The sequence below is a fragment of the Pseudomonas sp. GW821-FHT12A04 genome, from assembly GCF_058807755.1.
In genome coordinates, this window is sequence record NZ_JBXAQZ010000009.1 from 94,026 (window position 1) to 118,947 (window position 24,922).

Genomic DNA, 24,922 nt, shown 5'->3' on the forward strand with positions numbered 1-24,922 from the left:
GCCATGGTTACGCATACGCGGGATGAATGATCGTCGCGGCGGGTGAAGAGCTGGACTTATGCTCGGTCCACTCTCAACCGATAACAACAATGAGGTATGTCATGCGTGAAGTGGTGATCGTCGACAGCGTGCGGACCGGCCTGGCCAAATCCTTTCGCGGTAAATTCAACATGACCCGCCCGGACGACATGGCGGCACACTGTGTCGATGCACTGTTGGCGCGCACCGGTATCGATCCGGCGAGCGTCGAGGACTGCATCGTTGGCGCCGGCTCCAACGAAGGCGCCCAGGGTTTCAATATCGGTCGCAATGTCGCGGTGCTCTCGCGCCTGGGCATCGGCACGGCCGGCATGACCCTCAACCGGTTCTGTTCCTCGGGCCTGCAGGCGATCGCCATTGCCGCCAACCAGATCGCTTCGGGTTGCAGCGACATCATCGTCGCCGGCGGCGTCGAGTCCATCAGCCTGACCATGAAGAGCGTCAACACCGACAACCTGATCAATCCGCTGCTCAAGGAACAGGTGCCGGGCATCTACTTCCCGATGGGCCAGACTGCTGAAATCGTCGCGCGTCGGTACAACGTCAGCCGCCAAGAGCAGGACCTGTATGCGTTGCAAAGCCAGCAGCGCACCGCAGAGGCTCAGGCCGCCGGGCTGTTCACTGATGAAATCGTGCCGATGTCGGTGAAGTATCGCGTTGAAGACAAGGCCACAGGTCAAGCACAGATCCTCGACGGCATCGTCGACCGCGATGACTGCAACCGCCCGGACACCACCCTGGAAAGTCTGACCGGGTTGAAGCCGGTGTTCGCCGAAGATGGCTCGGTCACGGCGGGTAACTCTTCGCAGCTGTCTGACGGCGCGTCCATGACTCTGGTGATGAGCCTGGAGAAAGCGCTGGAACTGGGGCTCAAGCCGAAAGCGTTCTTCCGCGGCTTTACCGTGGCCGGTTGCGCGCCGGACGAGATGGGCATCGGCCCGGTATTTTCGGTACCGAAACTGCTCAAGGCCAAAGGCTTGCGGATTGACGACATCGACCTGTGGGAACTCAACGAAGCGTTCGCCTCGCAGTGCCTGTACAGCCGCAATCGCCTGGAAATCGACAACGCCCGGTACAACGTCAACGGCGGCTCGATTTCCATCGGTCACCCGTTTGGCATGACCGGCTCGCGCCAGGTCGGGCATCTGGTTCGTGAATTGCAGCGACGCAATCTGCGGTACGGCATCGTCACCATGTGCGTGGGTGGCGGGATGGGGGCAACCGGGCTGTTTGAAGCGGTGCGGTAAGCCTCGATATTTCTCGTTGTCAGTTCGATAGTCATCGCGAGCAAGCTCGCTCCCACAGTGTTCAGCGGCGATCACAAATGTTGTGTACGTCGCAAAACCTGTGGGAGCGAGCTTGCTCGCGATGGGTGCGCCACGGTCAAAAAAATCACCTGAAGATTACGACCCGCACAGTTTCATTCGCGGCCAGACCGAAACTGTGCCTGTGTACGCCACCGCTGGGGGCCTAGAATGACGACTCCTGTCAGTTGGCGTTGGGGTTCACATGCACATTTCATCGGGTCGCTGGGGTTACGGTCTGTTCCTGGCCTTGTTGACCGCGTTGTTGTGGGGAATCCTGCCGATCAAGCTCAAACAAGTGTTGCTGGTAATGGACCCGGTGACGGTGACCTGGTTTCGCCTGATGGTATCCGGCGGCTGCCTGTTCATTTACCTGGCGGCCACCAGGCGTCTGCCCAGCCGCAAGGTGCTCGGTCCTCGTGGTGGCTGGTTGGTGCTGATGGCGGTGCTCGGCCTGGTCGGTAACTATGTGTTGTATCTGATGGGCCTGAACCTGCTCAGCCCCGGTACGGCGCAACTGGTAGTGCAGATGGGACCGATCATGCTGCTGATCGCCAGTCTGTTTGTGTTCAAGGAGCGTTTCAGCCTGGGGCAGGGGATTGGCCTGCTGGTACTGCTGATCGGCTTTGCGCTGTTTTTCAACCAGCGCTTGAGTGAGTTGCTCACGTCTCTGACCGACTACACCGCCGGTGTGCTGCTTGTGTTGCTGGCGTCCACGGTCTGGACCTTCTATGCCCTGGGGCAGAAGCAATTGCTGACGGTGTGGAATTCGCTGCAGGTGATGATGGTGATCTACCTGTTCTGCGCAGCGCTGTTGACGCCGTGGGTGCATCCGCTCGAAGCGTTGCAATTAAGCCCCTTGCAGGGTTGGTTGCTGCTGGCGTGCTGCCTCAACACCCTGATTGCCTATGGCGCGTTTGCCGAGGCCCTGGCCCATTGGGAAGCCTCCCGGGTCAGCGCGACGCTGGCCATCACGCCGTTGGTGACCTTTGCCGCGGTTGCCATGGCTGCGTGGCTGTGGCCCGACTATGTGCATGCCGAGACGATCAATGGCCTGGGATATGGCGGTGCGGTGCTGGTGGTGCTGGGGTCGGCGCTGGTGGCGTTGGGGCCTTCGTTGATTGCCGGGCTGAAGGCGCGGAAGGTGCGGATGGCAGCCAGTTAGACCGCGTTATCGTTCATCGCGGGCATGCCACGCTCCCACAGGGTTTGCGTCGTCCACAATATCAATGAACGACGCAAAACCTGTGGGAGCGTGGCTTGCCCGCGATGACGGACGATCAGGCGCTACCGATTCAGCCCTTGGCCCCACCCTCCAGCATGTTCTCCGGCCTCACCCACGCATCGAACTCTTCGTCTGTCAGATACCCGAGCTGCAACGCCGCCTCGCGCAAGGTCAGGCCTTCGCTGTAGGCTTTCTTGGCGATCTCCGCCGATTTGTCATAGCCGATGTGCGGGTTGAGTGCCGTCACCAGCATCAAGCCACGCTCCAGGTGCTCAGCCATTTTTTCCGCATCCGGCTCCAGACCGGCCACGCAGTGCTGCTGGAAGTTGCTGCAGCCATCAGCCAGTAAACGGATCGATTGCAGCAGGTTGTGGATGATCACCGGTTTGAACACGTTGAGCTGCAAGTGGCCCTGACTGGCGGCAAAGCCAATGGCGACATCGTTGCCCAATACCTGGCAGGCCAGCATCGACAGCGCTTCGCATTGGGTCGGGTTGACCTTGCCCGGCATGATCGAACTGCCCGGTTCATTGGCCGGCAGCCTGACTTCGGCGAAGCCGGCGCGCGGGCCGGAACCCAGCAGGCGCAGATCGTTGGCGATTTTCATCAGCGTCACGGCGAGGGTTTTCAGCGCGCCGGACAGCGTGGTCAGCGGCTCATGACCGGCCAGCGCGGCAAACTTGTTCGGCGCGGTGATAAACGGCAAACCGGAGAGGGCGGCCAATTCTGCGGCGATGGCCTCACCAAAGCCGTGGGGTGAATTGAGCCCGGTGCCGACGGCCGTTCCACCCTGGGCCAGTTCGCAGACCGAGGGCAGTGCGCTGCGGATCGCCCGCTCGGCGTAATCGAGTTGCGCGATGAAGGCTGAGATCTCCTGGCCGAAGCTGATGGGTGTCGCATCCATCATGTGGGTGCGGCCGGTCTTGACCAGTTTCATGTGGCGTGCGGCCAGTTCGGCCAGCCCGCCAGACAGTTCGCTGATCGCCGGCAGCAAGTGCTGTTGCACCGCCTGGACAGCCGCGATATGCATGGCGGTGGGGAAGCAGTCGTTGGAGCTCTGGGAGCGATTGACGTGATCGTTGGGGTGCACCGGGGACTTGCCGCCACGGGGGTTGCCGGCCAGCTCGTTGGCGCGACCGGCGATCACTTCATTGACGTTCATGTTGCTCTGGGTACCGCTGCCGGTTTGCCAGACCACCAGCGGAAACTGGTCGTCGTGGTCGCCGGCGAGCACCTCGTCGGCCGCCTGCTCGATCAGGCGGGCGATATCGGCGGGCACGTCGCCATTGCGATCATTGACCCGTGCCGCGGCTTTCTTGATCAGCGCCAGGGCATGCAACACGGCCAGCGGCATGCGTTCGTTGCCGATGGCGAAGTTGATCAGCGAGCGTTGCGTCTGAGCGCCCCAATAGGCTTCATCCGGGACTTCAACCTGGCCGAGGCTGTCGGTTTCGATACGGCTCATCTTGCTCACTCCTGTAGGTCCGATTGCGCAGTTTAGGCCGTGATCGACGGCCGTGGTTCCATCAGTCTGAAATTGACCATTCAACCCCTCTAAATCAGGTGCGACAAGGCTTGGGGTTGAGCGACACACTTTTTTAGGCGCAGAATGGACGCCCTTGGGGTCTTACCTCGCCAGCTAGAAAAGGAAACTCGATGACTCGTCTTCGTGCCATCTGTACCGCCGTTGCTTTGGTCTGCGCCAGCGGCCAGGTTCTTGCCGACACCGCCAGCCATAACGCCAGTGCCGAGGCTTTCCTGACCATGGCGCACGCTGACAAACTGGGCACCCCGGTGTACATGCAAGTACAGCAGATGTTTGCCCAGCGTTTCGAACAGACCAAAGCCCCTGAGTCGAAAAAGGCCGTGTTGGAAACCTACCAGGCCAAGGCCAACGCCGCTCTGGACCAGGCCATTGGCTGGAACAAGCTGAAACCGGACATGGTCAAGCTCTACACCACCAACTTCACCGAATCCGAGCTCAAGGACCTGGTTGCGTTCTACCAGTCGCCACTGGGCAAGAAAGTCCTGGAAAAAATGCCTCAGCTGACCCAGCAATCGGCCCAGATGACCCAGGCCAAGCTGGAAAGCGCGGTGCCTGTGGTCAACAAGCTGCTGGCTGACATGACCGCCGAGCTGACGCCGAAAGACGCAGCCGCCCCAGCCAAGAAAAAGCCTTAAGCGGAGTTCGGTATGACCATGCAACAACGCATCGAATCGACGCTGGGCCTGCTTCAGCCCGAGCATCTGCAAGTGCTGGATGAAAGCCACATGCACAGCCGTGGGCTGCAAACCCATTTCAAGGCTGTGGTGGTCAGTACGCAGTTCGAAGGCCTGAACCGGGTCAAGCGCCACCAGAAGGTCTACGGCACGCTCGGCGAGCTGATGGGAGAGTTCCATGCGTTGGCGCTGCATACCTACACGCCAGAAGAATGGGCACAGATTGACGCAGCTCCGGCCTCGCCGACCTGTGCCGGCGGCAGCAAGCACTAAACTCCGGTTTTTTGTTAGAATGCCCAACGCGCCGCTAACCCGGCGCGTTTTTTTTCGCATCCGGTTCACCCCTTACGAGGGTAGCCACCTGGAGATTTACCCATGACACAACAGATTGTCGTGGCGGCACTGTATAAGTTCGTCACCCTGGAAGATTACGTCGCCCTGCGCGAGCCCCTGCTGCAAGCGATGGTCGACAACGGCATCAAAGGCACCCTGCTGATTGCCGAAGAAGGCATCAACGGCACCGTGTCCGGCAGCCGCGAAGGCATCGACGGGCTGATGGCCTGGCTCAAGAACGACCCGCGCATGGACGACATCGACCACAAAGAGTCGTACTGCGACGAGCAGCCGTTCTACCGCACCAAGGTCAAACTCAAGAAAGAAATCGTCACCCTCGGCGTGGAAGGCGTGGACCCGAACAAAAAGGTCGGCACCTACGTCGATCCACAGGACTGGAACGCGCTGATCAGCGACCCGGAAGTGTTGTTGATCGACACCCGTAACGACTACGAAGTCTCGATCGGTACCTTCGAAGGCGCCATCGACCCGAAAACCACCAGTTTTCGCGAATTTCCCGATTACATCAAAGCCAACTTCGACCCGGCCGTGCACAAGAAGGTCGCGATGTTCTGCACTGGCGGCATCCGCTGCGAGAAGGCCTCGAGCTACATGCTCAGCGAGGGCTACGGTGAGGTTTTTCACCTCAAGGGTGGCATCCTGAAGTACCTCGAAGAGGTGCCGCAGGAAGAAACCAAGTGGCAGGGCGATTGCTTCGTGTTCGACAACCGCGTGACCGTTCGTCACGACCTGAGCGAGGGCGACTACGATCAATGTCATGCCTGCCGCACACCGGTGAGTGTGGAAGACCGCGCGTCCGAGCATTACGTGGCCGGCATCAGTTGCCCGCATTGCTGGGATAAGCTGAGCGAGAAGACCCGTCGCAGTGCGATCGACCGGCAGAAGCAGATCGAACTGGCCAAGGCTCGTAACCAGCCTCACCCGATCGGCTTCAACTACAAGCAAGCATCTTCCGAGGCCTGAACCATGTCTGCGCGCCTGCTCTATGTGATGGACCCGATGTGTTCCTGGTGCTGGGGGTTTGCCCCCGTGGCCAAGTCACTGGTCGAGCAGGCGCAAGCCGCGGGTGTGGATGTGCACTTGATCGTGGGTGGTTTGCGCACCGGTAGCGGTGCGGCGCTGGAGCCGACCACCCGACGCTACATTCTTGAGCACTGGCAGGCGGTCACCGAGGCCACCGGCCAGCCCTTCAAGTTTGAGGGCGCGTTACCCGATGGCTTTGTCTACGACACCGAGCCTGCCTGCCGGGCACTGGTGACGGCGCGCGGACTGGCGCCGGATTGTGCCTGGAAGCTGCTCGGGCTGATTCAGCATGCGTTTTATGTCGAAGGTCGGGACGTCACCCGCGCCAGCGTGCTGGTGGAACTGGCCGAGCAGGCCGGCGTGCCGCGCATCGAGTTCGCCGCCGCTTTCGACCGTGCCGACATGCACACTGCGACTGAAGCCGATTTCACCTGGGTCCAGGACCTGGGCATTGCCGGTTTCCCCACCCTGCTGGCCGAGCGTAACGGCCAACTGGCGTTGTTGACCAATGGCTATCAGCCGTTGAGCGAGTTGTCCCCGCTGCTCGGCCGCTGGCTGGAGCGTGCTGCCTGTGCATGACCTGCCTGATGATGTCGCACCCGCTAAACGTGTCGACCGTCTGAGCTGGGCGGAAATCCGCCGCCTGGCCCTGCATCACAAGAAATCCCTGTGGATCGCCAACGGCGTAGCCGTGCTGGCGACCTTGTGCAGCGTGCCGATTCCCTTGCTCCTGCCGTTGCTGGTGGACGAGGTGTTGCTGGGGCACGGTGATGCCGCGCTGAAGATCATGAACCACGTGCTGCCCGAAGGCTGGCAGAAGGCCGCTGGCTACATCGGCCTGATGCTGGTGGTGACCTTGACCCTGCGTTGCACGGCTCTGCTGTTCAACGTGGTGCAGGCGAAATTGTTCGCCGGGTTGGCCAAGGACATCGTCTACCGCATTCGCATACGCCTGATCGAGCGTCTCAAGGGTATCTCCCTGGGCGAATACGAAAGCCTGGGCAGCGGAACGGTGACTACGCACCTGGTCACCGACCTGGACACGCTGGACAAATTCGTCGGCGAAACCCTCAGCCGTTTCCTCGTGGCCATGCTGACCCTGGTCGGCACGGCGGGCATTCTGATGTGGATGCACTGGCAGCTGGCTTTGCTGATTCTGCTGTTCAACCCGCTGGTGATCTATGCCACGGTGCAGTTGGGCAAGCGGGTCAAACATCTGAAGAAACTCGAGAACGACAGCACTTCACGCTTTACCCAGGCGCTGACCGAAACGCTGGATGCCATCCAGGAAGTTCGCGCCGGCAACCGCCAGGGGTTTTTCCTCGGTCGCTTGGGCCAGCGCGCCCGGGACGTGCGTGACTATGCGGTGAATTCGCAATGGAAAACCGATGCATCGAACCGGGCCAGCGGTTTGCTGTTCCAGTTCGGTATCGATATTTTCCGGGCCGCGGCGATGCTCACCGTGCTGTTTTCCGACCTTTCAATCGGCCAGATGCTCGCGGTGTTCAGCTACCTGTGGTTCATGATCGGCCCGGTTGAACAGTTGCTGAACCTGCAATATGCCTACTACGCTGCCGGCGGTGCGCTGTCGCGGATCAACGAGTTGCTGTCCCGAGCCGATGAGCCCCAATACCCGGGCGGCATAGACCCTTTCGTCGGTCGCGAGACGGTCGGGCTGGAAGTACAAGGGCTGAGCTTCGGTTACGGTGATGAACTGGTCCTGAACCAGATGAACCTGTCCATCGCCCCTGGCGAAAAGGTCGCGATCGTCGGCGCCAGTGGTGGCGGCAAGAGCACGCTGGTGCAACTGCTGCTGGGCTTGTACACGCCGTTGGCCGGAACCATTCGCTTCGGCGGTTCGACCCAGCAGGAGATCGGCCTGGAAACCGTGCGGGAAAATGTTGCCGTGGTCCTGCAACATCCGGCGCTGTTCAACGATACCATCCGGGCCAACCTGACCATGGGTCGCGAGCGCAGTGACGAGGCCTGCTGGCAGGCGCTGGAAATCGCCCAATTGCACGGTACGGTCCGGGATTTGCCCAAGGGCCTGGACAGCATCGTCGGGCGCTCCGGGGTGCGGTTGTCCGGCGGGCAACGTCAACGCCTGGCCATCGCCCGGATGGTACTGGCCGAGCCCAAGGTGGTGATTCTCGACGAAGCCACCTCTGCGCTGGATGCCGCCACCGAATACAACCTGCACCAGGCCTTGGCGCGGTTTCTGAGCAACCGCACCACGTTGATCATTGCCCACCGCCTTTCGGCGGTAAAACAGGCCGACCGTGTGCTGGTGTTCGACGGCGGGCAAATTGCCGAGGATGGCGATCATCAGCAACTGATTGCCGACGGTGGCCTGTACGCCAAGCTGTATGGGCATTTGCAGCGGTTGTAGTGAAATGATATCAAGGTTGCAGGGCGCCACTTCAATACTATAAAAAACATCATCGCGGCCGAATTCAGTGGCCGCGATATTCCCTCCGGGCATAGCTTGTCGCTTGCCGGGATCGGAATCGCAACCTAGTCTAGCTATAGCGATTTCGTCCGGAAGACGAGCAAGCGGTGCTAATGCAAGGGACCTCATGAATCAAACGCGGACTCTCGGAACGCCACGGCTGTTGGGCATCGTCTGGCCATTTATCGCCGTTGTAGTGTTTCAAGCCTTGTTGGGCGGCGTTAGCCTTTACGTACTGTCGGCGGTTCGCGGCTATGTTGCCGGCGAAAGCCTCTGGTCCAAGGGCCAGAAGGACGCAATCTATTACCTCAACCTCTATGCCGACAGCGGCGACGAAGCGATTTTTCGTAAATACCAGCACGCCATTTCCGTGCCTCAGGGCGGGCATGAGTTGCGTGTGGCGCTGGATCATCAACCGCCGAATATAGAGGCGGCACGTGTGGCGATTCTCAAGGGTGGCAACCACCCGGAAGACGTTTCCAGCCTGATCTGGCTGTACCTCAACTTTCGTCACTTCAGTTACCTCGAAAAAGCCATCCACCTTTGGACCGTGGGGGATGCCTATCTAGTCCAGCTCGATGACGTTGCGCGGGACATGCATCAGCACATCACTGCCGGCCCGGCCTCCGGCGCGGACGTACAGCGCTGGAAGGAGCAGATTTTCGCCATCAACGACGGTGTGACGCCGGCGGCAAAGGCGTTCAGCGATGCCTTGGGTGAGGGTTCGCGGGTCATTCTTCGTTTGCTGCTGCTGACTAACCTCGCCACTGCTCTTGGATTGATTGCGCTGGCGCTGATGCGCACCCATAAACTGCTCAAGCAGCGCCATGCGTTCGCCGATGCGCTGCAACTGGAAAAAGAACGGGCGCAGATCACCTTGCAATCAATTGGTGATGGGGTGATCACCACGGATGTTTCCGGTGCAATCGCCTACATGAATCCGGCGGCCGAGGCGATGACCCACTGGAAGGCCGAGCAGGCGACGGGATTGCCGCTGGCGGCGCTGTTCAACCTGTTGGACGAAAATGCCCAGACCGATGGTTTCACCCTGATCGAGCATATTCTGAGCGGCCAGCTCAGTGGCGGCAGTGAACACTCCAAGTTGATTCAACGCCTGGACGGCAGCACGGTGTCGGTCACGCTGGTGGGCGCGCCCATCCGCAATGCCGGAAAAGTCAGCGGGACGGTGCTGGTGCTGCATGACATGACCCAGGAGCGGCAGTACATCGCCAATCTGTCGTGGCAGGCGACCCACGATGCCTTGACCGGCCTTGCCAACCGTCGCGAGTTCGAATATCGCCTGGAACAGGCGCTGCACAACCTGACCCGCCATTCGGGTCGCCATGCCCTGATGTTCCTCGATCTGGACCAGTTCAAGCTGGTCAACGACACCTGCGGCCACGCGGCGGGGGACGAACTGCTGCGGCACATCTGCGCGCTGTTGCAATCGGGGCTGCGCGAAGGCGACACCCTGGCGCGCCTTGGCGGCGACGAGTTCGGCATCCTGCTGGAAAACTGCGCACCGGAAGCGGCGGAGAAAATTGCCGAAAGCCTGCGCCAGACGGTGCAGAATCTGCATTTTGTCTGGAAAGGCCGGCCTTTCGTGACCACTGTCAGTATCGGGCTGGTCCATGTCGCGCAGAACCCGACGACGCTCGAAGCCTCGCTGCGTGCTGCCGACATGGCGTGCTACATGGCCAAGGAAAAGGGTCGGAACCGGGTCCAGGTCTATCATCCGGATGACTCGGAATTGTCCCTGCGCTTCGGCGAGATGGCCTGGGTGCAGCGTTTGCACATGGCGCTGGAGGAAGACCGCTTCTGCCTGTACGCCCAGGAAATTGCCCCCTTGGGTCATGTCGATCAGGGCGGCGGGCACATTGAAATCCTGCTGCGACTACATGATGAAGCCGGGCGGATGATCTTGCCCGACAGCTTCATTCCGGCAGCTGAACGCTATGGCCTGATGAGCTCGCTTGATCGTTGGGTGGTGCAGAACGTGTTCAAGATCATCGCCCAATGCCGGGCCGAGCAAGGCCACGGACCGCTGGCTATGTGTGCGATCAATCTGTCAGGCACGACGATTGGGGATGAGGCGTTTCTGGACTTCTTGCGCGAACAGTTTGTGACGTATTCGATTCCGCCTGAAATGATTTGTTTTGAAATTACTGAAACCAGTGCCATTTCAAATCTTGGCAGCGCCATTCGATTCATTAATGAACTCAAAGGCTTAGGCTGCCATTTTTCGCTGGATGACTTTTGCGCCGGAATGTCCTCATTCGCGTACCTGAAACATTTGCCTGTAGACTTCCTGAAGATCGACGGGAGTTTCGTAAAGGATATGCTGGACGACCCGATTAACCGCGCCATGGTCGAAGTGATCAATCACATTGGCCATGTGATGGGTAAGCGCACGATTGCCGAGTTTGTCGAAACGCCCCAGATCGAGCAGGCATTGCTGGAAATCGGGGTGGATTACGCTCAAGGGTATGTGATTGAACGCCCGCAGTTGTTTACCAGTGATAGTCTGTTAAGTCGTCCCGCCAGGCCGCAACCGCTGTTGTTCAAGGCGCCTGGCACGTTCCGTTGAGACTCCTGCCGGTCTTACAATCACAATCAAAAGGAGCTCGACAGTGATCGATACATTCAACCGAACCGGACCGCTCATGGAAGCTGCAAGTTACCCTGCCTGGGCCCAGCGCCTGATCCAGGATTGCAGCGAGAGCAAGCGCCGGGTTGTCGAACACGAACTGTACCAACGCATGCGAGACAACAAACTCAGTGCGAAGACCATGCGCCAGTACCTGATCGGTGGCTGGCCGGTGGTCGAACAGTTCGCGTTGTATATGGCACAAAACCTGACCAAGACCCGCTTTGCCCGTCATCCCGGCGAAGACATGGCCCGTCGCTGGCTGATGCGTAACATCCGCGTCGAACTGAACCACGCCGATTACTGGGTGAACTGGAGTCGCGCGCACGGTGTCAGCCTGGAAGAGCTGCAGGCTCAGCAGGTTCCCCCCGAGCTTCACGCCTTGAGCCATTGGTGCTGGCACACCAGTTCAGCCGACTCGCTGATCGTTGCGATTGCCGCCACCAACTACGCCATCGAAGGAGCGACCGGGGAATGGTCGGCGGTAGTGTGTTCCAACGGTATCTACGCCGCCTCGTTCCCCGAGGAAGATCGTAAGCGGGCGATGAAGTGGCTGAAGATGCATGCCCAGTACGACGATGCCCATCCATGGGAAGCCCTTGAGATCATCTGCACATTGGCGGGCACCAACCCCGGCAAATCCCTGCAGGTGGAGTTGCGTCAGGCCGTTTGCAAGAGCTACGACTATATGTACCTGTTTCTCGAACGTTGCATGCAAATGGAGCACGCAGAGTGGGTACCGGTCGTGCGTGAGCGGATGGCATTGGCCGAAGGCTGATTCAATCGCTGCTTGAAAAACAACTGTGGGAGCGAGCCTGCTCGCGAATACGGACTGTCAGTCAACATCATCGTTGAAAGTCAGATCCCATTCGCGAGCAAGCCCGCTCCCACATTGGTTTGTGTCGTGGCTGAAAAATCAGCCCGCCATCTCCAGCCGGTTACGACCTTCGCGCTTGGCCACATACAACGCGCTGTCTGCCCGTCGCAACAGGCTTTCGGCAGACTCGCCGGGCAACAGGGTCGAACAGCCGAGGCTGACCGTCAGCAGGATCCTGTGACCATCGGCCAGGTACTCTTCAGACTGGGCTGCAAACCGCAGCCGCTCACCGACCATGGCCGCGGCCTCGCGACAGGTATTCGACAGCAGGATCAGGAACTCCTCGCCGCCATAGCGGAACACCATGTCCACGTTGCGCAGCTGGTTTTTGATCGTGGCGGCGACCGCCTTGAGCACGTCATCACCTGTGCTGTGACCATGGGTATCATTGACTAGCTTGAAATGATCGATGTCCAGCATCAGTACTGACAACGGTTGCAGATGGCGCCGGGACAGTTCGATTTCCCTTTGCAGCGTCTGGTCCATGGCGATGCGGTTACCGGCACCGGTCAGCGGGTCGCGCAGTGCGCTTTGGGTGGCGGTACGGTACAGCAGCGCATTGCGCATCGGGAAAAGCAGTGCGGCCAGCAGTGATTCGAGATTGCCCTGATCCTGTTCGCTGAAACGCTGATTGCGACGGAAGATCAGCTCACCCAGGTGTTCGCCTTCGTGGCTGAGGCTGTAACTGATGGAGTGGTGGCCGCGTTGGCCGAACTCCAGGCGCAGGTCACTGCTCTTGTGCTGGTAGCACAAGGCGTCCAACGGCACCAACCGCTGAATCTCGCGATAGAACGTCCCAAGAATGCGTTGCGGCTCCAGACTGGTTTGCAACTGCAGGCTCAGTTGCTGGCGCAATTGCGCAAGACTGACAGGTCTTTCCAGGAGGGGAGGCTGCTGACCAAAGCCCAGGCGCTGCAATTTGGCGCTATCGAAGTCAATTGCGTTGGTCTGGGAAGGTGGTTTCATAAGGCATGCGCCCCTAAGCAGTAAGGCTGTCTTACAAGCAGGGTGAGAGCGGCTTAGGGCTGCGCGTCGTACTGGTCCGTCAGTCCCGTAGGACATTTCGTACAAGTTTAATCCGCTTTGTAGAAGATGAGTAATCTCTGCGCTCAAGCTTCACCCCCGTCTGCTTTCACTTTACGTGTCTGAGCAAACTTAGAGCGAAAGTCGTGCCATTCGGTTCATCCGAATAAAAGTCGTATTAAATCAATGGGTTGTTGTTTGTCTGCTGCCTGTGTAGCGCAGCGTGTGACGTTTGTTTGACAGGTGCCTGGCTCGAACCCGAGAGCCTTCAAGTGCCGCGACAGGAAGCTGGCGCGGCACTAAAAAGCGACGTACGGTCGTTACTGGGCGTTGAACGCCTGGCCATTGATACCGGTGCTGTCCGGGCCCATCAGGTAAAGGTAGACCGGCATGATCTCCTCGGGCGTCGGGTTGTTCAGTGGGTTTTCACCCGGGTAAGCCTGGGCGCGCATGCTGGTGCGGGTGGCGCCCGGGTTGATGCTGTTGGAGCGCACCGGGGCCACGGTATCGACTTCGTCAGCCAGGGTTTGCATCAAGCCTTCAGTGGCGAATTTGGAGACGCCGTAAGCGCCCCAATATGCACGCCCCTTGCGGCCGACGCTGCTGGAAGTGAACACCACCGAGGCATCCTGCGACAACTTGAGCAGCGGCAGCAGGGTGCTGGTGAGCATGAACATGGCATTGACGTTGACTTGCATGACCCGCATGAAGTTTTCGCCGGAAAGCTGCTCGATCGGCGTGCGCGGGCCGATGATCGAGGCATTGTGCAGGAGACCGTCGAGATGCCCGAATTCGCTTTCGATCATCGCTGCCAGCTCATCGTATTGATGGGGCAGGGCGGTTTCGAGGTTGAAGGGGATGACTGCCGGTTGTGGATGGCCGGCGGCTTCGATTTCGTCGTAGACCTGGGTCAGGTTGGCTTCGGTCTTGCCCAGCAGCAGCACGGTTGCGCCGTGTGCCGCGTAGGTTTTTGCCGCTGCGGCACCGATGCCGCGTCCTGCGCCGGTGACCAGGATGACCCGATCCTTGAGCAGTTCGGGGCGGGCGGAATAATCAAACATAAAAACCTCTACAAAAATTCTTCAGGTCAAGCGCTATCCCTGTAGGAGCGAGCTTGCTCCGGGCGGCGTTCCGACGATGGGCGTAAACGATGACGACCCCGTGGCGCTCTCAGGTTCTTCGCGAGCAAGCTCGCTCCTACAGAGGTCAACGACAGTCTCAGCAGCTACAGAGGGCGCTATCCAAAACCTTGCGCAGCTCCAACGGATGATCGACCACCACGTCCGCTCCCCAGTGTCGCGGGTTGTCATCCGGGTGGATGTAGCCGAAGGTCACCGCAGCAGTCTTGGTGCCGGCATCACGGCCGGACTCGATGTCGCGCAGGTCATCGCCAACGAACAGCACGCTGGCCGGATCGAGGTCGAGCATCTTGCAGGCGAGGATCAGCGGCTCGGGATCCGGTTTGCTGTTTTTCACATGATCCGGGCAGATCAGCAGCGCCGAACGCTCGGCCAGTCCCAGCTGTTGCATGATCGGCTCGGCGAAGCGCAACGGCTTGTTGGTGACCACGCCCCAGATCAGGTTGGCCTTCTCGATGTCCGCCAGCAGTTCGCCCATGCCGTCGAACAGCTTGCTATGGACGGCACAACCGACGAGGTAGCGCTCCAGGAACTCCAGGCGCAACTCCTCGAATCCCGGCGATTCCGGGTCCATGGAGAAGGTCACTGCGACCATCGCCTTGGCGCCGCCGGAAATCTCGTCGCGAATGTGTTTGTCGTTCATCGGTGGCAAGCCACGGTCGGCACGCATCGCCTGGCAGATCGCAATGAAGTCCGGCGCGGTGTCGAGCAGGGTGCCGTCCATGTCGAAAAGAACTGCTCTGATTGGCATCGGCTTATTCCTCGCGCAGGGTCTGGATCATGTAGTTGACGTCCACGTCGGAGGCCAGTTTGTAGTGCTTGGTCAGCGGGTTGTAGGTCAGGCCGATGATGTCCTTGACGGACAGGCCGGCCATGCGGCTCCAGGCGCCAAGTTCGGAAGGGCGAATGAATTTCTTGAAATCGTGGGTGCCGCGCGGCAGCAACTTCATGATGTATTCGGCGCCGACGATGGCGAACAGGTACGCCTTCGGATTGCGGTTGATGGTCGAGAAGAACACCTGGCCGCCGGGCTTGACCATGCGGAAGCAGGCACGGATGACCGACGACGGGTCTGGCACGTGCTCAAGCATTTCCAGGCAGGTGACCACGTCGAACTGCTCGGGCATTTCCTCGGCCAGGGCTTCGGCGGTGATCTGCCGGTATTCGACGCTCACGCCCGACTCCAGCTGATGAAGCTGGGCAACCGCCAACGGCGCTTCGCCCATGTCGATACCCATCACGGTCGCGCCGCGCTGAGCCATGGCCTCGCTGAGGATGCCGCCGCCGCAACCGACGTCGAGGACCTTCTTGCCGGCCAGGTGGACGCGTTCATCAATCCAGTTGACCCGCAGCGGGTTGATGTCGTGCAGCGGTTTGAATTCGCTTTCGCGGTCCCACCAGCGATGGGCCAGGGCCTCGAATTTGGCGATTTCGGCGTAGTCGACGTTGCTCATGGTTTAAGTCCTCTAAAACTTGAAAAATCCTGTTGCCCCGGATTGTGCTCCAGGGTGCTTACGATTCGGTGCGGCCACTGATGCGCCGGCCCCAGGCCTTCGCGACAGTACTTAGCTGTTGTTCATCCAGGCGTGTCAGGCGGCGGTCGTCGAGCAACTGCTTGCCGGCAACCCAAAGGTGTTTCACGCAGTCCCGGCCGGTGGCGTATATAAGCTGCGAAACCGGGTCGTAGACCGGCTGCTGGGCCAGCCCCGAGAGATCGAAAGCCACCATGTCCGCGGCCTTGCCGATTTCCAGCGAGCCGACTTCGGCCTCGATACCCAGTGCCCGGGCACCGTTGAGGGTGGCCATGCGCAAGGCACGATGGGCATCCAGCGCGGTGGCCGAACCGGCGACAGCCTTGGCCAGCAGGGCCGCGGTGCGGGTTTCGCCGAGCAGGTCCAGGTCGTTGTTGCTGGCCGCGCCATCGGTGCCGACCGCGACATTGACCCCGGCCTGCCACAAACGCTCTACCGGGCAGAACCCGCTGGCCAGCTTCAGGTTCGATTCCGGGCAATGAATCACATTGCTGTTGCTTTCTACCAGCAGCGTCATGTCTTCTTCGCTGATCTGGGTCATGTGAACCGCCTGGAAGCGTGGCCCCAGCAAGCCCAGGCGCGCCAGTCGGGCCAGCGGTCGTTCACCGCGCTGCTCGACCGATTGCTGCACTTCAAACGCCGTTTCATGCACGTGCATGTGGATCGAGGCGTCCAGTTCTTCGGCGATCACCCGGATTTTTTCCAGATTTTCATCGCCCACGGTGTAGGGTGCATGGGGGCCGAAGGTGATTTTGATGCGCTCGTGGTGCTTGAGATCGCCAAACAACTCGACGCCCTGACGAATGGCTTCGTCCGCTGTAGCGGCGCCCGGAATGGGGAAGTCGAGGATCGGAATCGCGATCTGCGCGCGAATGCCGCTGTTGTGCACGCGCTCGCTGGCAACCTTCGGGAAGAAGTACATGTCAGAGAAACAGGTGATGCCACCTTTGATTTGCTCGGCGATGGCCAGATCCGTGCCGTCGCGCACGAAGTCCTCGTCGACCCACTTGGCTTCGGCGGGCCAGATGTGGTTCTCCAGCCAGGTCATCAATGGCAGGTCATCGGCCAGGCCACGGAACAGCGTCATCGCCGCGTGCCCGTGGGCATTGATCAGGCCGGGGCTGAGCAACATGTCGGGCAACTCGCGGGTTTCGGTTGCGTTAAGCTTCAGTGCGGCGGAACGTGGGCCGATAAACACGATGCGTCCATCACGGATGCCCACGCCATGTTCCTTGAGGACAACACCAGCAGGTTCGACGGGTACCAGCCAGGTCGGCAGCAATAACAGGTCGAGCGCAGCGGCAGTGTTCGGCATCGAGGGTCGGTTCCAGTGCTTTTGTAAAGGATGGCGAAGTATACCCGAGCGTCTTCGCGGGGGGATCGCTATAATCGGCGGCTTTTGTTCATGAGTGCGGGGTGAGGGATGCGCGATCGACTGTTGGCTGCGGAAAAGGTAAAGGCCATCGATTGGCGTGATGGCGCTCTCCATCTGCTGGATCAGCGCATTTTGCCGTTCGAGGAAACCTGGATCGCCTACACCAGTGCAGCCGGTGTGGCCGAGGCCATTCGCTCGATGGTGGTGCGCGGTGCGCCGGCGATTGGTATCAGTGCCGCTTATGGCATCGTGCTCGCGGCCCGTGCCCGGATTGCCGAAGGTGGCGACTGGTACGCGGCGCTGGAAGAGGATTTCGCGCTGCTGGCCGATTCCCGTCCCACTGCGGTCAACCTGTTCTGGGCGCTGGGACGCATGCACGACCGGCTTGATCGCCTGAAAGACAATGCCGATCCGCTGGAGGTGCTGGAAGCAGAGGCCATCGCCATTCACGAAAGCGATCGCGAAGCCAACCTGACCATGGCGCAACTGGGTGTGGACCTGATCCGCAAGCATCAGGGCAACGCCCAGGCGATCCTGACCCACTGCAACACCGGCGCACTGGCCACGGGCGGCTTTGGCACGGCGCTGGGGGTGATTCGTGGGGCTTTCATCGAGGGCATGGTCGAGCGGGTGTATGTCGACGAAACCCGCCCATGGCTGCAGGGCTCGCGGCTGACCGCGTGGGAGCTGGCCAATGAAGGCATTCCCGTGACCCTCAATGTCGATTCCGCCGCCGCGCATATCATGAAGACCAAAGGCCCTACCTGGGTCATCGTCGGTGCTGACCGGATCACCGCCAATGGCGACGTGGCCAACAAGATCGGCACCTATCAACTGGCCGTCAACGCCATGCACCACGGCGTGCGCTTCATGGTGGTGGCGCCGAGTTCGACCATCGACATGCACCTGGCCAGCGGCGATGACATCCCGATTGAGGAACGTGATGGCCGCGAGTTGCTGGAGGTCGGTGGCAAGCGGGTGGGCGCGGATGTCGAAGCGTTCAATCCGGTGTTCGATGTGACTCCGGCGGACCTGATCGATGCGATCGTCACCGAAAAAGGCATCGTCGAGCGCCCGGATACGGCGAAAATGGCGCAGTTGATGTGCCGTAAGCGCCTGCATTAATAGCTTCTGGCGTCTGAAAGATAGCCATCGCGAGCAAGCTCGCTCCCACAGTGTTTGCGGTGCACACAAAACCTGTGGGAGCGAGCTTGCTCGCGATGGGGTCGTCAAACCCAATGAACCAACCCGAATCAGCCACAAATTCTCCATTCAACACGGCTCTAAGCCCCTCTCGTCCCCTTCAAGCCTGTCACCGGTCAACTAACTACTCTCCATGCGCATCTGGGGGATAGGTGCGTGGCGGCTCTTGTGATAACATCCGGCGGTTTCCAGGGTTGCCCGAAGTGGCGACCCGTACTGCGCAGATCCATGGCATAACTCGTTGATTTGTCGTAAGTCGGTGCATGGCACTCAGCCTGTATCGGCGAGCTTCGTTGGTCCCATATGGATGTGACGAAGTTTCACCAGAAAAAGGAATCAGGCTTCTCATGGGCGAACTGGCCAAAGAAATCCTCCCGGTCAATATCGAAGACGAGCTGAAGCAGTCCTACCTCGACTACGCGATGAGCGTAATTGTCGGGCGGGCACTGCCGGATGCGCGCGATGGCTTGAAGCCCGTGCACCGGCGCGTGCTGTTCGCGATGAGCGAGCTGGGCAACGACTTCAACAAGCCGTACAAGAAATCTGCCCGTGTTGTCGGTGACGTGATCGGTAAGTATCACCCGCACGGTGATACCGCGGTGTACGACACCATCGTTCGGATGGCGCAGCCATTCTCCCTGCGCTACCTGCTGGTAGACGGCCAGGGCAACTTCGGCTCGGTGGACGGCGACAACGCCGCGGCCATGCGATACACCGAAGTGCGCATGACCAAGCTGGCGCACGAGCTGCTGGCTGACCTGCATAAAGAAACCGTGGACTGGGTGCCGAACTACGACGGCACCGAAATGATCCCGGCGGTCATGCCGACCCGTATTCCCAACCTGCTGGTCAACGGCTCCAGCGGTATCGCCGTGGGCATGGCGACCAACATTCCGCCGCACAACCTCGGTGAAGTCATCGACGGTTGCCTGGCGCTCATCGACAATCCAGAGCTGACTGTCGACGAGCTGATGCAATACATCCCCGGTCCGGACTTCCCGACCGCCGCGATCATCAACGGTCGTGCCGGCATCATCGAAGCCTACCGCACCGGTCGCGGGCGCATTTACATGCGCGCCCGCTCGATGATCGAAGACATCGACAAGGTCGGTGGCCGCCAGCAGATCGTCATCACCGAACTCCCTTACCAGCTGAACAAGGCGCGTCTGATCGAGAAGATCGCCGAGCTGGTAAAAGAGAAGAAGCTCGAAGGCATCACCGAGCTGCGCGACGAGTCCGACAAGGACGGTATGCGCGTCGTGATCGAACTGCGTCGCGGCGAAGTGCCTGAGGTCATCCTCAACAACCTCTACGCCCAGACCCAGCTGCAAGCGGTGTTCGGTATCAACATCGTCGCGCTGATCGACGGCCGTCCGCGGATCCTGAACCTCAAGGATCTGCTGGAAGCCTTCGTCCGCCACCGTCGCGAAGTGGTGACCCGTCGTACCGTGTTCGAACTGCGCAAGGCGCGCGAGCGTGGTCACATCCTTGAAGGTCAAGCGGTTGCCCTGTCGAACATCGACCCGGTCATCGCCCTGATCAAGGCATCGCCAACGCCGTCGGAAGCCAAGGAAGCGCTGGTCAGCACCCCTTGGGAATCCTCTGCTGTGGTGGCAATGGTTGAACGTGCCGGCGCTGATTCGTGCCGTCCGGAAAACCTCGATCCGCAATACGGTCTGCGCGACGGCAAGTACTTCCTGTCGCCAGAGCAGGCGCAAGCCATTCTGGAACTGCGTCTGCACCGCCTGACCGGCCTGGAACACGAAAAGCTGCTGGCCGAGTATCAAGAGATCCTCAACCAGATCGGCGAGCTGATCCGCATCCTCAACAGCGCCACGCGCCTGATGGAAGTGATTCGCGAAGAGCTGGAAGTGATTCGCGCCGAGTACGGCGACGTGCGTCGCACCGAGATCCTCGATGCCCGTCTCGACCTGACCCTGGGTGACATGATCCCGGAAGAAGAGCGCGTCGTGACCATTTCCCACGGTGGCTACGCCAAGACCCAGCCGCTGGCTGCGTACCAGGCCCAGCGTCGTGGCGGTAAAGGCAAGTCGGCGACCGGCGTCAAGGATGAGGACTACATCGCTCACCTGCTGGTTGCCAACAGCCACACCACGCTGCTGCTGTTCTCCAGCAAGGGCAAGGTGTACTGGCTGAAAACCTACGAAATCCCTGAAGCGTCCCGCGCTGCCCGTGGTCGTCCGCTGGTCAACCTGCTGCCACTGGATGACGGTGAATACATCACCACCATGCTGCCGGTCGAGGAATACACCGAAGGTCACTACATCTTCATGGCCACCGCCAACGGCACCGTGAAGAAGACCCCGCTGGAATCCTTCAGCCGTCAACGCAGCGTCGGCCTGATCGCACTGGAACTGGACGAAGGCGACGTGCTGATTTCTGCTGCCATCACCGATGGCGAGCGTGAAGTCATGCTGTTCTCCGACGGCGGCAAAGTGACGCGCTTCAAGGAATCCGACGTTCGCGCCATGGGCCGTACCGCCCGCGGTGTGCGCGGCATGCGTCTACCGGAAGGTCAGAAGCTGATTTCCATGCTGATTCCGGAAGAAGGCAGCCAGATCCTCACCGCTTCGGCGCGTGGCTACGGCAAGCGCACGGCGATCACCGAGTTCCCTGAATACAAGCGTGGCGGTCAGGGCGTTATCGCCATGGTCAGCAACGAACGTAACGGCCGTCTGGTCGGTGCGGTCCAGGTACTCGACGGCGAGGAAATCATGCTGATTTCCGACCAAGGCACCCTGGTGCGTACCCGTGTCGACGAAGTGTCCAGCCTGGGTCGTAACACCCAGGGCGTGACCCTGATCAAACTGGCCAACGACGAAACACTGGTCGGGCTGGAGCGGGTTCAAGAGCCGTCGGAAGTCGAGGGTGAAGAGCTGGAAGGTGAAGAGGGTGAAGGGTTTGTCGGTGAAGTCGTGATCGACGACGTTGCCGAAGACCAGCAACTCGACGCCGCCGCTGACGAAGAACCACAGGAATAAGTGGGCAAGCAGGGGGCGGATGAAAATTCGCCCCCTTGTTGTTTGTCCCTTTTGAAATAATGAAATCCCCTGTAGGAGCGAGCTTGCTCGCGATGGTCGTCAACGATAACGCAGGGCGTCTGGTGCACCCTTGCGCTCTCAGGTTTTTCGCGAGCAAGCTCGCTCCTACAGTGATACCACCAAATCAGAGCGAGATTGGATGTGAGCAAGAGAGCCTATAACTTCTGTGCCGGTCCTGCGGCGCTTCCCGAAGCTGTCCTGCAGCGCGCCCAGGGTGAACTCCTCGACTGGCACGGCAAGGGTCTGTCGGTCATGGAAATGAGCCATCGCAGTGATGAGTTCGTGTCCATCGCCACCAAGGCCGAGCAGGATCTGCGTGATCTGCTGAATATCCCCTCGAACTATAAAGTGCTGTTTCTGCAAGGCGGCGCCAGCCAGCAATTTGCTCAGATTCCTCTGAACCTGTTGCCGGAAAACGGCTCGGCCGACTATATCGACACCGGTATCTGGTCGCAGAAGGCCATCGAAGAAGCTTCGCGCTTCGGCCACGTCAACGTTGCCGCCACCGCCAAGCCTTACGATTATTTCGCCATTCCCGGCCAGAACGAGTGGAAGCTGTCGAAAGACGCGGCCTACGTTCACTACGCGCCGAACGAAACCATCGGCGGCCTGGAGTTTCAGTGGATCCCGGAAACCGGCGATGTTCCGCTGGTGGCCGACATGTCCTCGGACATTCTGTCGCGCCCGGTGGATGTGTCGCGCTTCGGCATGATCTACGCCGGTGCCCAGAAAAACATCGGCCCGAGCGGTATCGTCGTCAACATCGTACGCGAAGACCTGCTGGGCAAGGCCCGTTCCCTGTGCCCGACCATGCTCGACTACAAGGTCGCGGCTGATAACGGCTCGATGTACAACACCCCGCCGACGCTGGCCTGGTACCTGTCCGGCCTGGTGTTCGAGTGGCTCAAGGAGCAGGGCGGCGTCGAGGCCATCGGCAAGCTCAACGAAGTCAAGCAGCGCACGCTGTACAGCTTCATCGATGCCAGCGGCCTGTATAGCAACCCGATCAACAAGTCGGACCGCTCGTGGATGAACGTGCCGTTCCGCCTGGCTGATGATCGCCTGGACAAGCCGTTCCTGGCCGGTGCCGACGAGCGTGGCCTGTTGAACCTCAAGGGCCACCGTTCCGTGGGTGGCATGCGCGCCTCCATCTATAACGCCGTCGACATCAACGCCGTCAATGCGCTGATTTCGTACATGGCAGAGTTCGAGAAGGAACACGGCTAATGTCTGAGCAAGAACTCAAGGCACTGCGCCTGCGCATTGATGCCCTGGACGAAAAGGTCCTGGAGCTGATCAGTGAGCGTGCGCGCTGCGCCCAGGAAGTCGCGCGAGTAAAGATGGCCTCGCTGGCCGAAGGCGAAGTGCCGGTGTTCTATCGTCCCGAGCGCGAAGCTCAGGTGCTCAAGCGTGTCATGGAACGCAACCAGGGGCCGCTGGGCAACGAAGAGATGGCGCGGTTGTTCCGTGAAATCATGTCTTCGTGCCTGGCGCTCGAACAGCCGCTGAAAGTGGCTTATCTCGGCCCTGAAGGCACCTTCACTCAGGCAGCGGCCATGAAGCACTTCGGCCACGCCGTGATCAGCAAGCCGATGGCGGCGATCGACGAAGTGTTCCGTGAAGTGGCGGCGGGGGCGGTGAATTTTGGTGTGGTGCCGGTGGAGAACTCCACCGAAGGCGCGGTCAACCACACCCTCGACAGCTTCCTCGAACATGACATGGTGATCTGCGGTGAAGTCGAGCTGCGTATCCACCATCACCTGTTGGTCGGTGAAAACACCAAGACCGACAGCATCAGTCGCATCTACTCCCACGCCCAGTCACTGGCCCAGTGCCGCAAGTGGCTGGACGCCCATTACCCGAATGTCGAGCGCGTGGCGGTGTCCAGCAACGCCGAAGCGGCCAAGCGGGTCAAGGGTGAGTGGAACTCGGCGGCGATTGCCGGCGATATGGCGGCCGGCCTGTACGGCTTGACCCGACTGGCCGAAAAAATCGAGGACCGTCCGGATAACTCCACGCGCTTCCTCATGATCGGCAACCAGGAAGTGCCACCGACCGGCGACGACAAGACATCGATCATCGTTTCGATGAGCAACAAGCCGGGTGCGCTTCACGAGTTGCTGGTGCCGTTCCACGACAATGGCATCGACCTGACGCGAATCGAGACCCGTCCGTCGCGCAGCGGTAAATGGACCTATGTGTTCTTCATCGACTTCGTCGGCCACCACCGCGACCCCTTGGTCAAAGGTGTGCTGGAAAAGATCAGTCAGGAAGCAGTGGCACTCAAGGTGCTGGGTTCCTACCCGAAAGCAGTTCTCTAAGGGGCGGTAGCAAATGAGTGGCAATTTCCTCGCTCTGGCACAGCCGGGCGTGCAACAACTTTCGCCTTACGTTCCGGGCAAACCCGTGGACGAACTGGCGCGTGAGCTGGACCTCGATCCAGCCAGTATCGTCAAGCTGGCGAGCAACGAAAACCCGCTGGGCGCTGGCCCCAAGGCGCTGGCGGCGATCCGCGATGCGCTGGCCGAGCTGACCCGTTATCCGGACGGCAACGGTTTTGCCCTCAAGAGTCTGCTGGCCGAGCAGTGCCGCGTCGAACTCGATCAGGTCACGTTGGGCAACGGTTCCAACGACATCCTGGAACTGGTTGCGCGTGCTTATCTGGCACCGGGCCTGAACGCCGTGTTCAGCGAGCATGCATTCGCTGTCTACCCGATTGCCACCCAGGCGGTCGGCGCACAGGCCAAAGTGGTTCCGGCCAAGGATTGGGGGCATGACCTGCCTGCCATGCTGGCGGCGATCGATGCCAACACCCGCGTGGTGTTCATCGCCAACCCGAACAACCCGACCGGGACCTGGTTCGACGCCGAGGCGCTGGACGAATTCCTGCAGGATGTGCCGGAGCATGTGCTGGTCGTACTGGACGAGGCTTACATCGAATACGCCGAAGGCAGCGATCTGCCGGATGGCCTGGACTTCCTGGCGGCTTATCCGAACCTGCTGGTTTCTCGCACCTTCTCCAAGGCCTATGGCCTGGCGGCGCTGCGCGTGGGTTATGGCTTGTCCACGGCGGTGGTCGCAGACGTGCTGAACCGTGTACGCCAGCCGTTCAACGTCAACAGCCTGGCCCTGGCCGCGGCCTGTGCGGCGTTGAAGGACGAAGAGTATCTGGCGCAAAGCCGTCAGTTGAACGAGTCCGGCATGCAGCAGCTGGAGGCCGGTTTCCGTGAGCTGGGGCTAAGCTGGATACCATCCAAAGGCAATTTCATTTGCGTCGATCTCGGTCAGGTCGCGGCCCCGGTGTTCCAGGGCTTGCTTCGTGAAGGCGTGATCGTGCGTCCGGTGGCCAACTACGGCATGCCAAACCACCTGCGCATCACCATTGGCCTGCCGGCAGAGAACAGCCGCTTCCTTGAGGCGCTCACCAAGGTTCTGGCTCGTGGTTGATGT

20 protein-coding genes and 1 pseudogene are annotated in these 24,922 nt (G+C 60.3%); 15 read left to right on the plus strand and 6 right to left on the minus strand.

The annotated features are described in order from the left end of the window. Positions 1-101 precede the first annotated feature (101 nt). Positions 102-1,286 (plus strand): thiolase family protein, encoded by a 1,185-nt coding sequence (locus AC1RS8_RS15605; protein WP_489339044.1) that lies wholly within the window; start codon positions 102-104, stop codon positions 1,284-1,286. A gap of 262 nt (positions 1,287-1,548) precedes the next feature. Next, entirely contained in the window at positions 1,549-2,508 is a 960-nt protein-coding gene (locus tag AC1RS8_RS15610) for a DMT family transporter (protein ID WP_057713756.1), read from the plus strand. A gap of 130 nt (positions 2,509-2,638) precedes the next feature. Here the strand turns inward: AC1RS8_RS15610 and AC1RS8_RS15615 are convergent, their stop codons facing one another. Further along, positions 2,639-4,033, minus strand: coding sequence for a class II fumarate hydratase (locus AC1RS8_RS15615; protein ID WP_489339043.1), 1,395 nt, complete (start codon positions 4,031-4,033; stop codon positions 2,639-2,641). A gap of 191 nt (positions 4,034-4,224) precedes the next feature. On the opposite strand from AC1RS8_RS15615, the gene AC1RS8_RS15620 reads away from it, so the two are divergent. The 7 genes from AC1RS8_RS15620 to AC1RS8_RS15650 all read left to right on the plus strand — a co-directional run bounded on the left by AC1RS8_RS15620 (position 4,225) and on the right by AC1RS8_RS15650 (position 12,039). Continuing rightward, positions 4,225-4,749, plus strand: a complete 525-nt coding sequence (locus tag AC1RS8_RS15620) for a DUF2059 domain-containing protein (RefSeq protein ID WP_007997268.1) — start codon at positions 4,225-4,227, stop codon at positions 4,747-4,749. Positions 4,750-4,761: 12 nt separating this feature from the next. Next, a complete protein-coding gene (locus AC1RS8_RS15625; RefSeq protein WP_090457159.1) occupies positions 4,762-5,061 on the plus strand; it encodes a BolA family protein in 300 nt (99 codons plus the stop codon). A 102-nt stretch (positions 5,062-5,163) separates the two neighbouring features. After that, positions 5,164-6,105 carry an oxygen-dependent tRNA uridine(34) hydroxylase TrhO gene (gene trhO / locus AC1RS8_RS15630; protein ID WP_090457157.1) on the plus strand — a complete coding sequence of 314 codons (942 nt, stop codon included), beginning with the start codon at positions 5,164-5,166 and terminating at the stop codon, positions 6,103-6,105. 3 nt (positions 6,106-6,108) lie between these two features. Next, on the plus strand, positions 6,109-6,744 hold the full coding sequence (locus tag AC1RS8_RS15635) for a DsbA family protein (RefSeq protein WP_057713760.1): 636 nt from the start codon (positions 6,109-6,111) through the stop codon (positions 6,742-6,744). Continuing rightward, on the plus strand, positions 6,737-8,554 hold the full coding sequence (locus AC1RS8_RS15640; protein WP_429520567.1) for an ABC transporter ATP-binding protein: 1,818 nt from the start codon (positions 6,737-6,739) through the stop codon (positions 8,552-8,554). Before AC1RS8_RS15635 ends, AC1RS8_RS15640 begins: the two co-directional genes overlap by 8 nt. Positions 8,555-8,741: 187 nt before the next feature. Next, positions 8,742-11,201, plus strand: a complete 2,460-nt coding sequence (locus AC1RS8_RS15645) for an EAL domain-containing protein (RefSeq protein WP_489339041.1) — start codon at positions 8,742-8,744, stop codon at positions 11,199-11,201. A 76-nt stretch (positions 11,202-11,277) separates the two neighbouring features. Continuing rightward, positions 11,278-12,039 carry an iron-containing redox enzyme family protein gene (locus AC1RS8_RS15650; protein WP_219733187.1) on the plus strand — a complete coding sequence of 254 codons (762 nt, stop codon included), beginning with the start codon at positions 11,278-11,280 and terminating at the stop codon, positions 12,037-12,039. Positions 12,040-12,177: 138 nt separating this feature from the next. Here the strand turns inward: AC1RS8_RS15650 and AC1RS8_RS15655 are convergent, their stop codons facing one another. The 5 genes from AC1RS8_RS15655 to AC1RS8_RS15675 all read right to left on the minus strand — a co-directional run bounded on the left by AC1RS8_RS15655 (position 12,178) and on the right by AC1RS8_RS15675 (position 17,147). Continuing rightward, the gene (locus AC1RS8_RS15655; protein WP_057713764.1) at positions 12,178-13,104 is read right to left on the minus strand and encodes a GGDEF domain-containing protein; all 927 of its coding nucleotides are present in this window, start codon (positions 13,102-13,104) and stop codon (positions 12,178-12,180) included. Positions 13,105-13,481: 377 nt separating this feature from the next. Then, positions 13,482-14,222 (minus strand): YciK family oxidoreductase, encoded by a 741-nt coding sequence (locus AC1RS8_RS15660; protein ID WP_007999919.1) that lies wholly within the window; start codon positions 14,220-14,222, stop codon positions 13,482-13,484. Positions 14,223-14,379: 157 nt separating this feature from the next. Further along, the gene (mupP, locus tag AC1RS8_RS15665; protein WP_057713765.1) at positions 14,380-15,051 is read right to left on the minus strand and encodes an N-acetylmuramic acid 6-phosphate phosphatase MupP; all 672 of its coding nucleotides are present in this window, start codon (positions 15,049-15,051) and stop codon (positions 14,380-14,382) included. 4 nt (positions 15,052-15,055) lie between these two features. Next, positions 15,056-15,754 carry a bifunctional 2-polyprenyl-6-hydroxyphenol methylase/3-demethylubiquinol 3-O-methyltransferase UbiG gene (gene ubiG / locus AC1RS8_RS15670; RefSeq protein WP_057713766.1) on the minus strand — a complete coding sequence of 233 codons (699 nt, stop codon included), beginning with the start codon at positions 15,752-15,754 and terminating at the stop codon, positions 15,056-15,058. A gap of 58 nt (positions 15,755-15,812) precedes the next feature. Further along, on the minus strand, positions 15,813-17,147 hold the full coding sequence (locus AC1RS8_RS15675) for a TRZ/ATZ family hydrolase (RefSeq protein ID WP_090457151.1): 1,335 nt from the start codon (positions 17,145-17,147) through the stop codon (positions 15,813-15,815). A 108-nt stretch (positions 17,148-17,255) separates the two neighbouring features. On the opposite strand from AC1RS8_RS15675, the gene mtnA reads away from it, so the two are divergent. From mtnA to hisC, 6 genes and pseudogenes are all read left to right on the plus strand, one after another. Then, positions 17,256-18,332 carry an S-methyl-5-thioribose-1-phosphate isomerase gene (gene mtnA / locus AC1RS8_RS15680; protein ID WP_057713768.1) on the plus strand — a complete coding sequence of 359 codons (1,077 nt, stop codon included), beginning with the start codon at positions 17,256-17,258 and terminating at the stop codon, positions 18,330-18,332. A 425-nt stretch (positions 18,333-18,757) separates the two neighbouring features. Continuing rightward, the gene (gene gyrA / locus AC1RS8_RS15685) at positions 18,758-21,412 is read left to right on the plus strand and encodes a DNA gyrase subunit A (protein WP_057713769.1); all 2,655 of its coding nucleotides are present in this window, start codon (positions 18,758-18,760) and stop codon (positions 21,410-21,412) included. 59 nt (positions 21,413-21,471) lie between these two features. Further along, positions 21,472-21,585, plus strand: a pseudogene (locus AC1RS8_RS15690) (outer membrane lipoprotein carrier protein LolA); the annotation flags it as partial. 28 nt (positions 21,586-21,613) lie between these two features. After that, positions 21,614-22,699 (plus strand): 3-phosphoserine/phosphohydroxythreonine transaminase, encoded by a 1,086-nt coding sequence (serC, locus tag AC1RS8_RS15695; RefSeq protein WP_057713770.1) that lies wholly within the window; start codon positions 21,614-21,616, stop codon positions 22,697-22,699. After that, the gene (gene pheA / locus AC1RS8_RS15700) at positions 22,699-23,793 is read left to right on the plus strand and encodes a prephenate dehydratase (RefSeq protein WP_007939916.1); all 1,095 of its coding nucleotides are present in this window, start codon (positions 22,699-22,701) and stop codon (positions 23,791-23,793) included. The genes serC and pheA overlap by 1 nt, the downstream gene beginning before the upstream one ends. A 13-nt stretch (positions 23,794-23,806) precedes the next feature. Next, positions 23,807-24,919, plus strand: coding sequence for a histidinol-phosphate transaminase (hisC, locus tag AC1RS8_RS15705; protein ID WP_090457149.1), 1,113 nt, complete (start codon positions 23,807-23,809; stop codon positions 24,917-24,919). Positions 24,920-24,922: the final 3 nt, after the last annotated feature.

Bases quoted from the DNA above. Each gene is read 5' to 3' on its own strand.
- AC1RS8_RS15605 (WP_489339044.1), top strand. From the start codon at position 102: ATGCGTGAAGTGGTGATCGTCGACAGCGTGCGGACCGGCCTGGCCAAA.
- AC1RS8_RS15610 (WP_057713756.1), top strand. From the start codon at position 1,549: ATGCACATTTCATCGGGTCGCTGGGGTTACGGTCTGTTCCTGGCCTTG.
- AC1RS8_RS15615 (WP_489339043.1), bottom strand. From the start codon at position 4,033: ATGAGCCGTATCGAAACCGACAGCCTCGGCCAGGTTGAAGTCCCGGAT.
- AC1RS8_RS15620 (WP_007997268.1), top strand. From the start codon at position 4,225: ATGACTCGTCTTCGTGCCATCTGTACCGCCGTTGCTTTGGTCTGCGCC.
- AC1RS8_RS15625 (WP_090457159.1), top strand. From the start codon at position 4,762: ATGACCATGCAACAACGCATCGAATCGACGCTGGGCCTGCTTCAGCCC.
- trhO (WP_090457157.1), top strand. From the start codon at position 5,164: ATGACACAACAGATTGTCGTGGCGGCACTGTATAAGTTCGTCACCCTG.
- AC1RS8_RS15635 (WP_057713760.1), top strand. From the start codon at position 6,109: ATGTCTGCGCGCCTGCTCTATGTGATGGACCCGATGTGTTCCTGGTGC.
- AC1RS8_RS15645 (WP_489339041.1), top strand. From the start codon at position 8,742: ATGAATCAAACGCGGACTCTCGGAACGCCACGGCTGTTGGGCATCGTC.
- AC1RS8_RS15650 (WP_219733187.1), top strand. From the start codon at position 11,278: ATGGAAGCTGCAAGTTACCCTGCCTGGGCCCAGCGCCTGATCCAGGAT.
- AC1RS8_RS15655 (WP_057713764.1), bottom strand. From the start codon at position 13,104: ATGAAACCACCTTCCCAGACCAACGCAATTGACTTCGATAGCGCCAAA.
- AC1RS8_RS15660 (WP_007999919.1), bottom strand. From the start codon at position 14,222: ATGTTTGATTATTCCGCCCGCCCCGAACTGCTCAAGGATCGGGTCATC.
- mupP (WP_057713765.1), bottom strand. From the start codon at position 15,051: ATGCCAATCAGAGCAGTTCTTTTCGACATGGACGGCACCCTGCTCGAC.
- ubiG (WP_057713766.1), bottom strand. From the start codon at position 15,754: ATGAGCAACGTCGACTACGCCGAAATCGCCAAATTCGAGGCCCTGGCC.
- AC1RS8_RS15675 (WP_090457151.1), bottom strand. From the start codon at position 17,147: ATGCCGAACACTGCCGCTGCGCTCGACCTGTTATTGCTGCCGACCTGG.
- mtnA (WP_057713768.1), top strand. From the start codon at position 17,256: ATGCGCGATCGACTGTTGGCTGCGGAAAAGGTAAAGGCCATCGATTGG.
- gyrA (WP_057713769.1), top strand. From the start codon at position 18,758: ATGGGCGAACTGGCCAAAGAAATCCTCCCGGTCAATATCGAAGACGAG.
- pheA (WP_007939916.1), top strand. From the start codon at position 22,699: ATGTCTGAGCAAGAACTCAAGGCACTGCGCCTGCGCATTGATGCCCTG.
- hisC (WP_090457149.1), top strand. From the start codon at position 23,807: ATGAGTGGCAATTTCCTCGCTCTGGCACAGCCGGGCGTGCAACAACTT.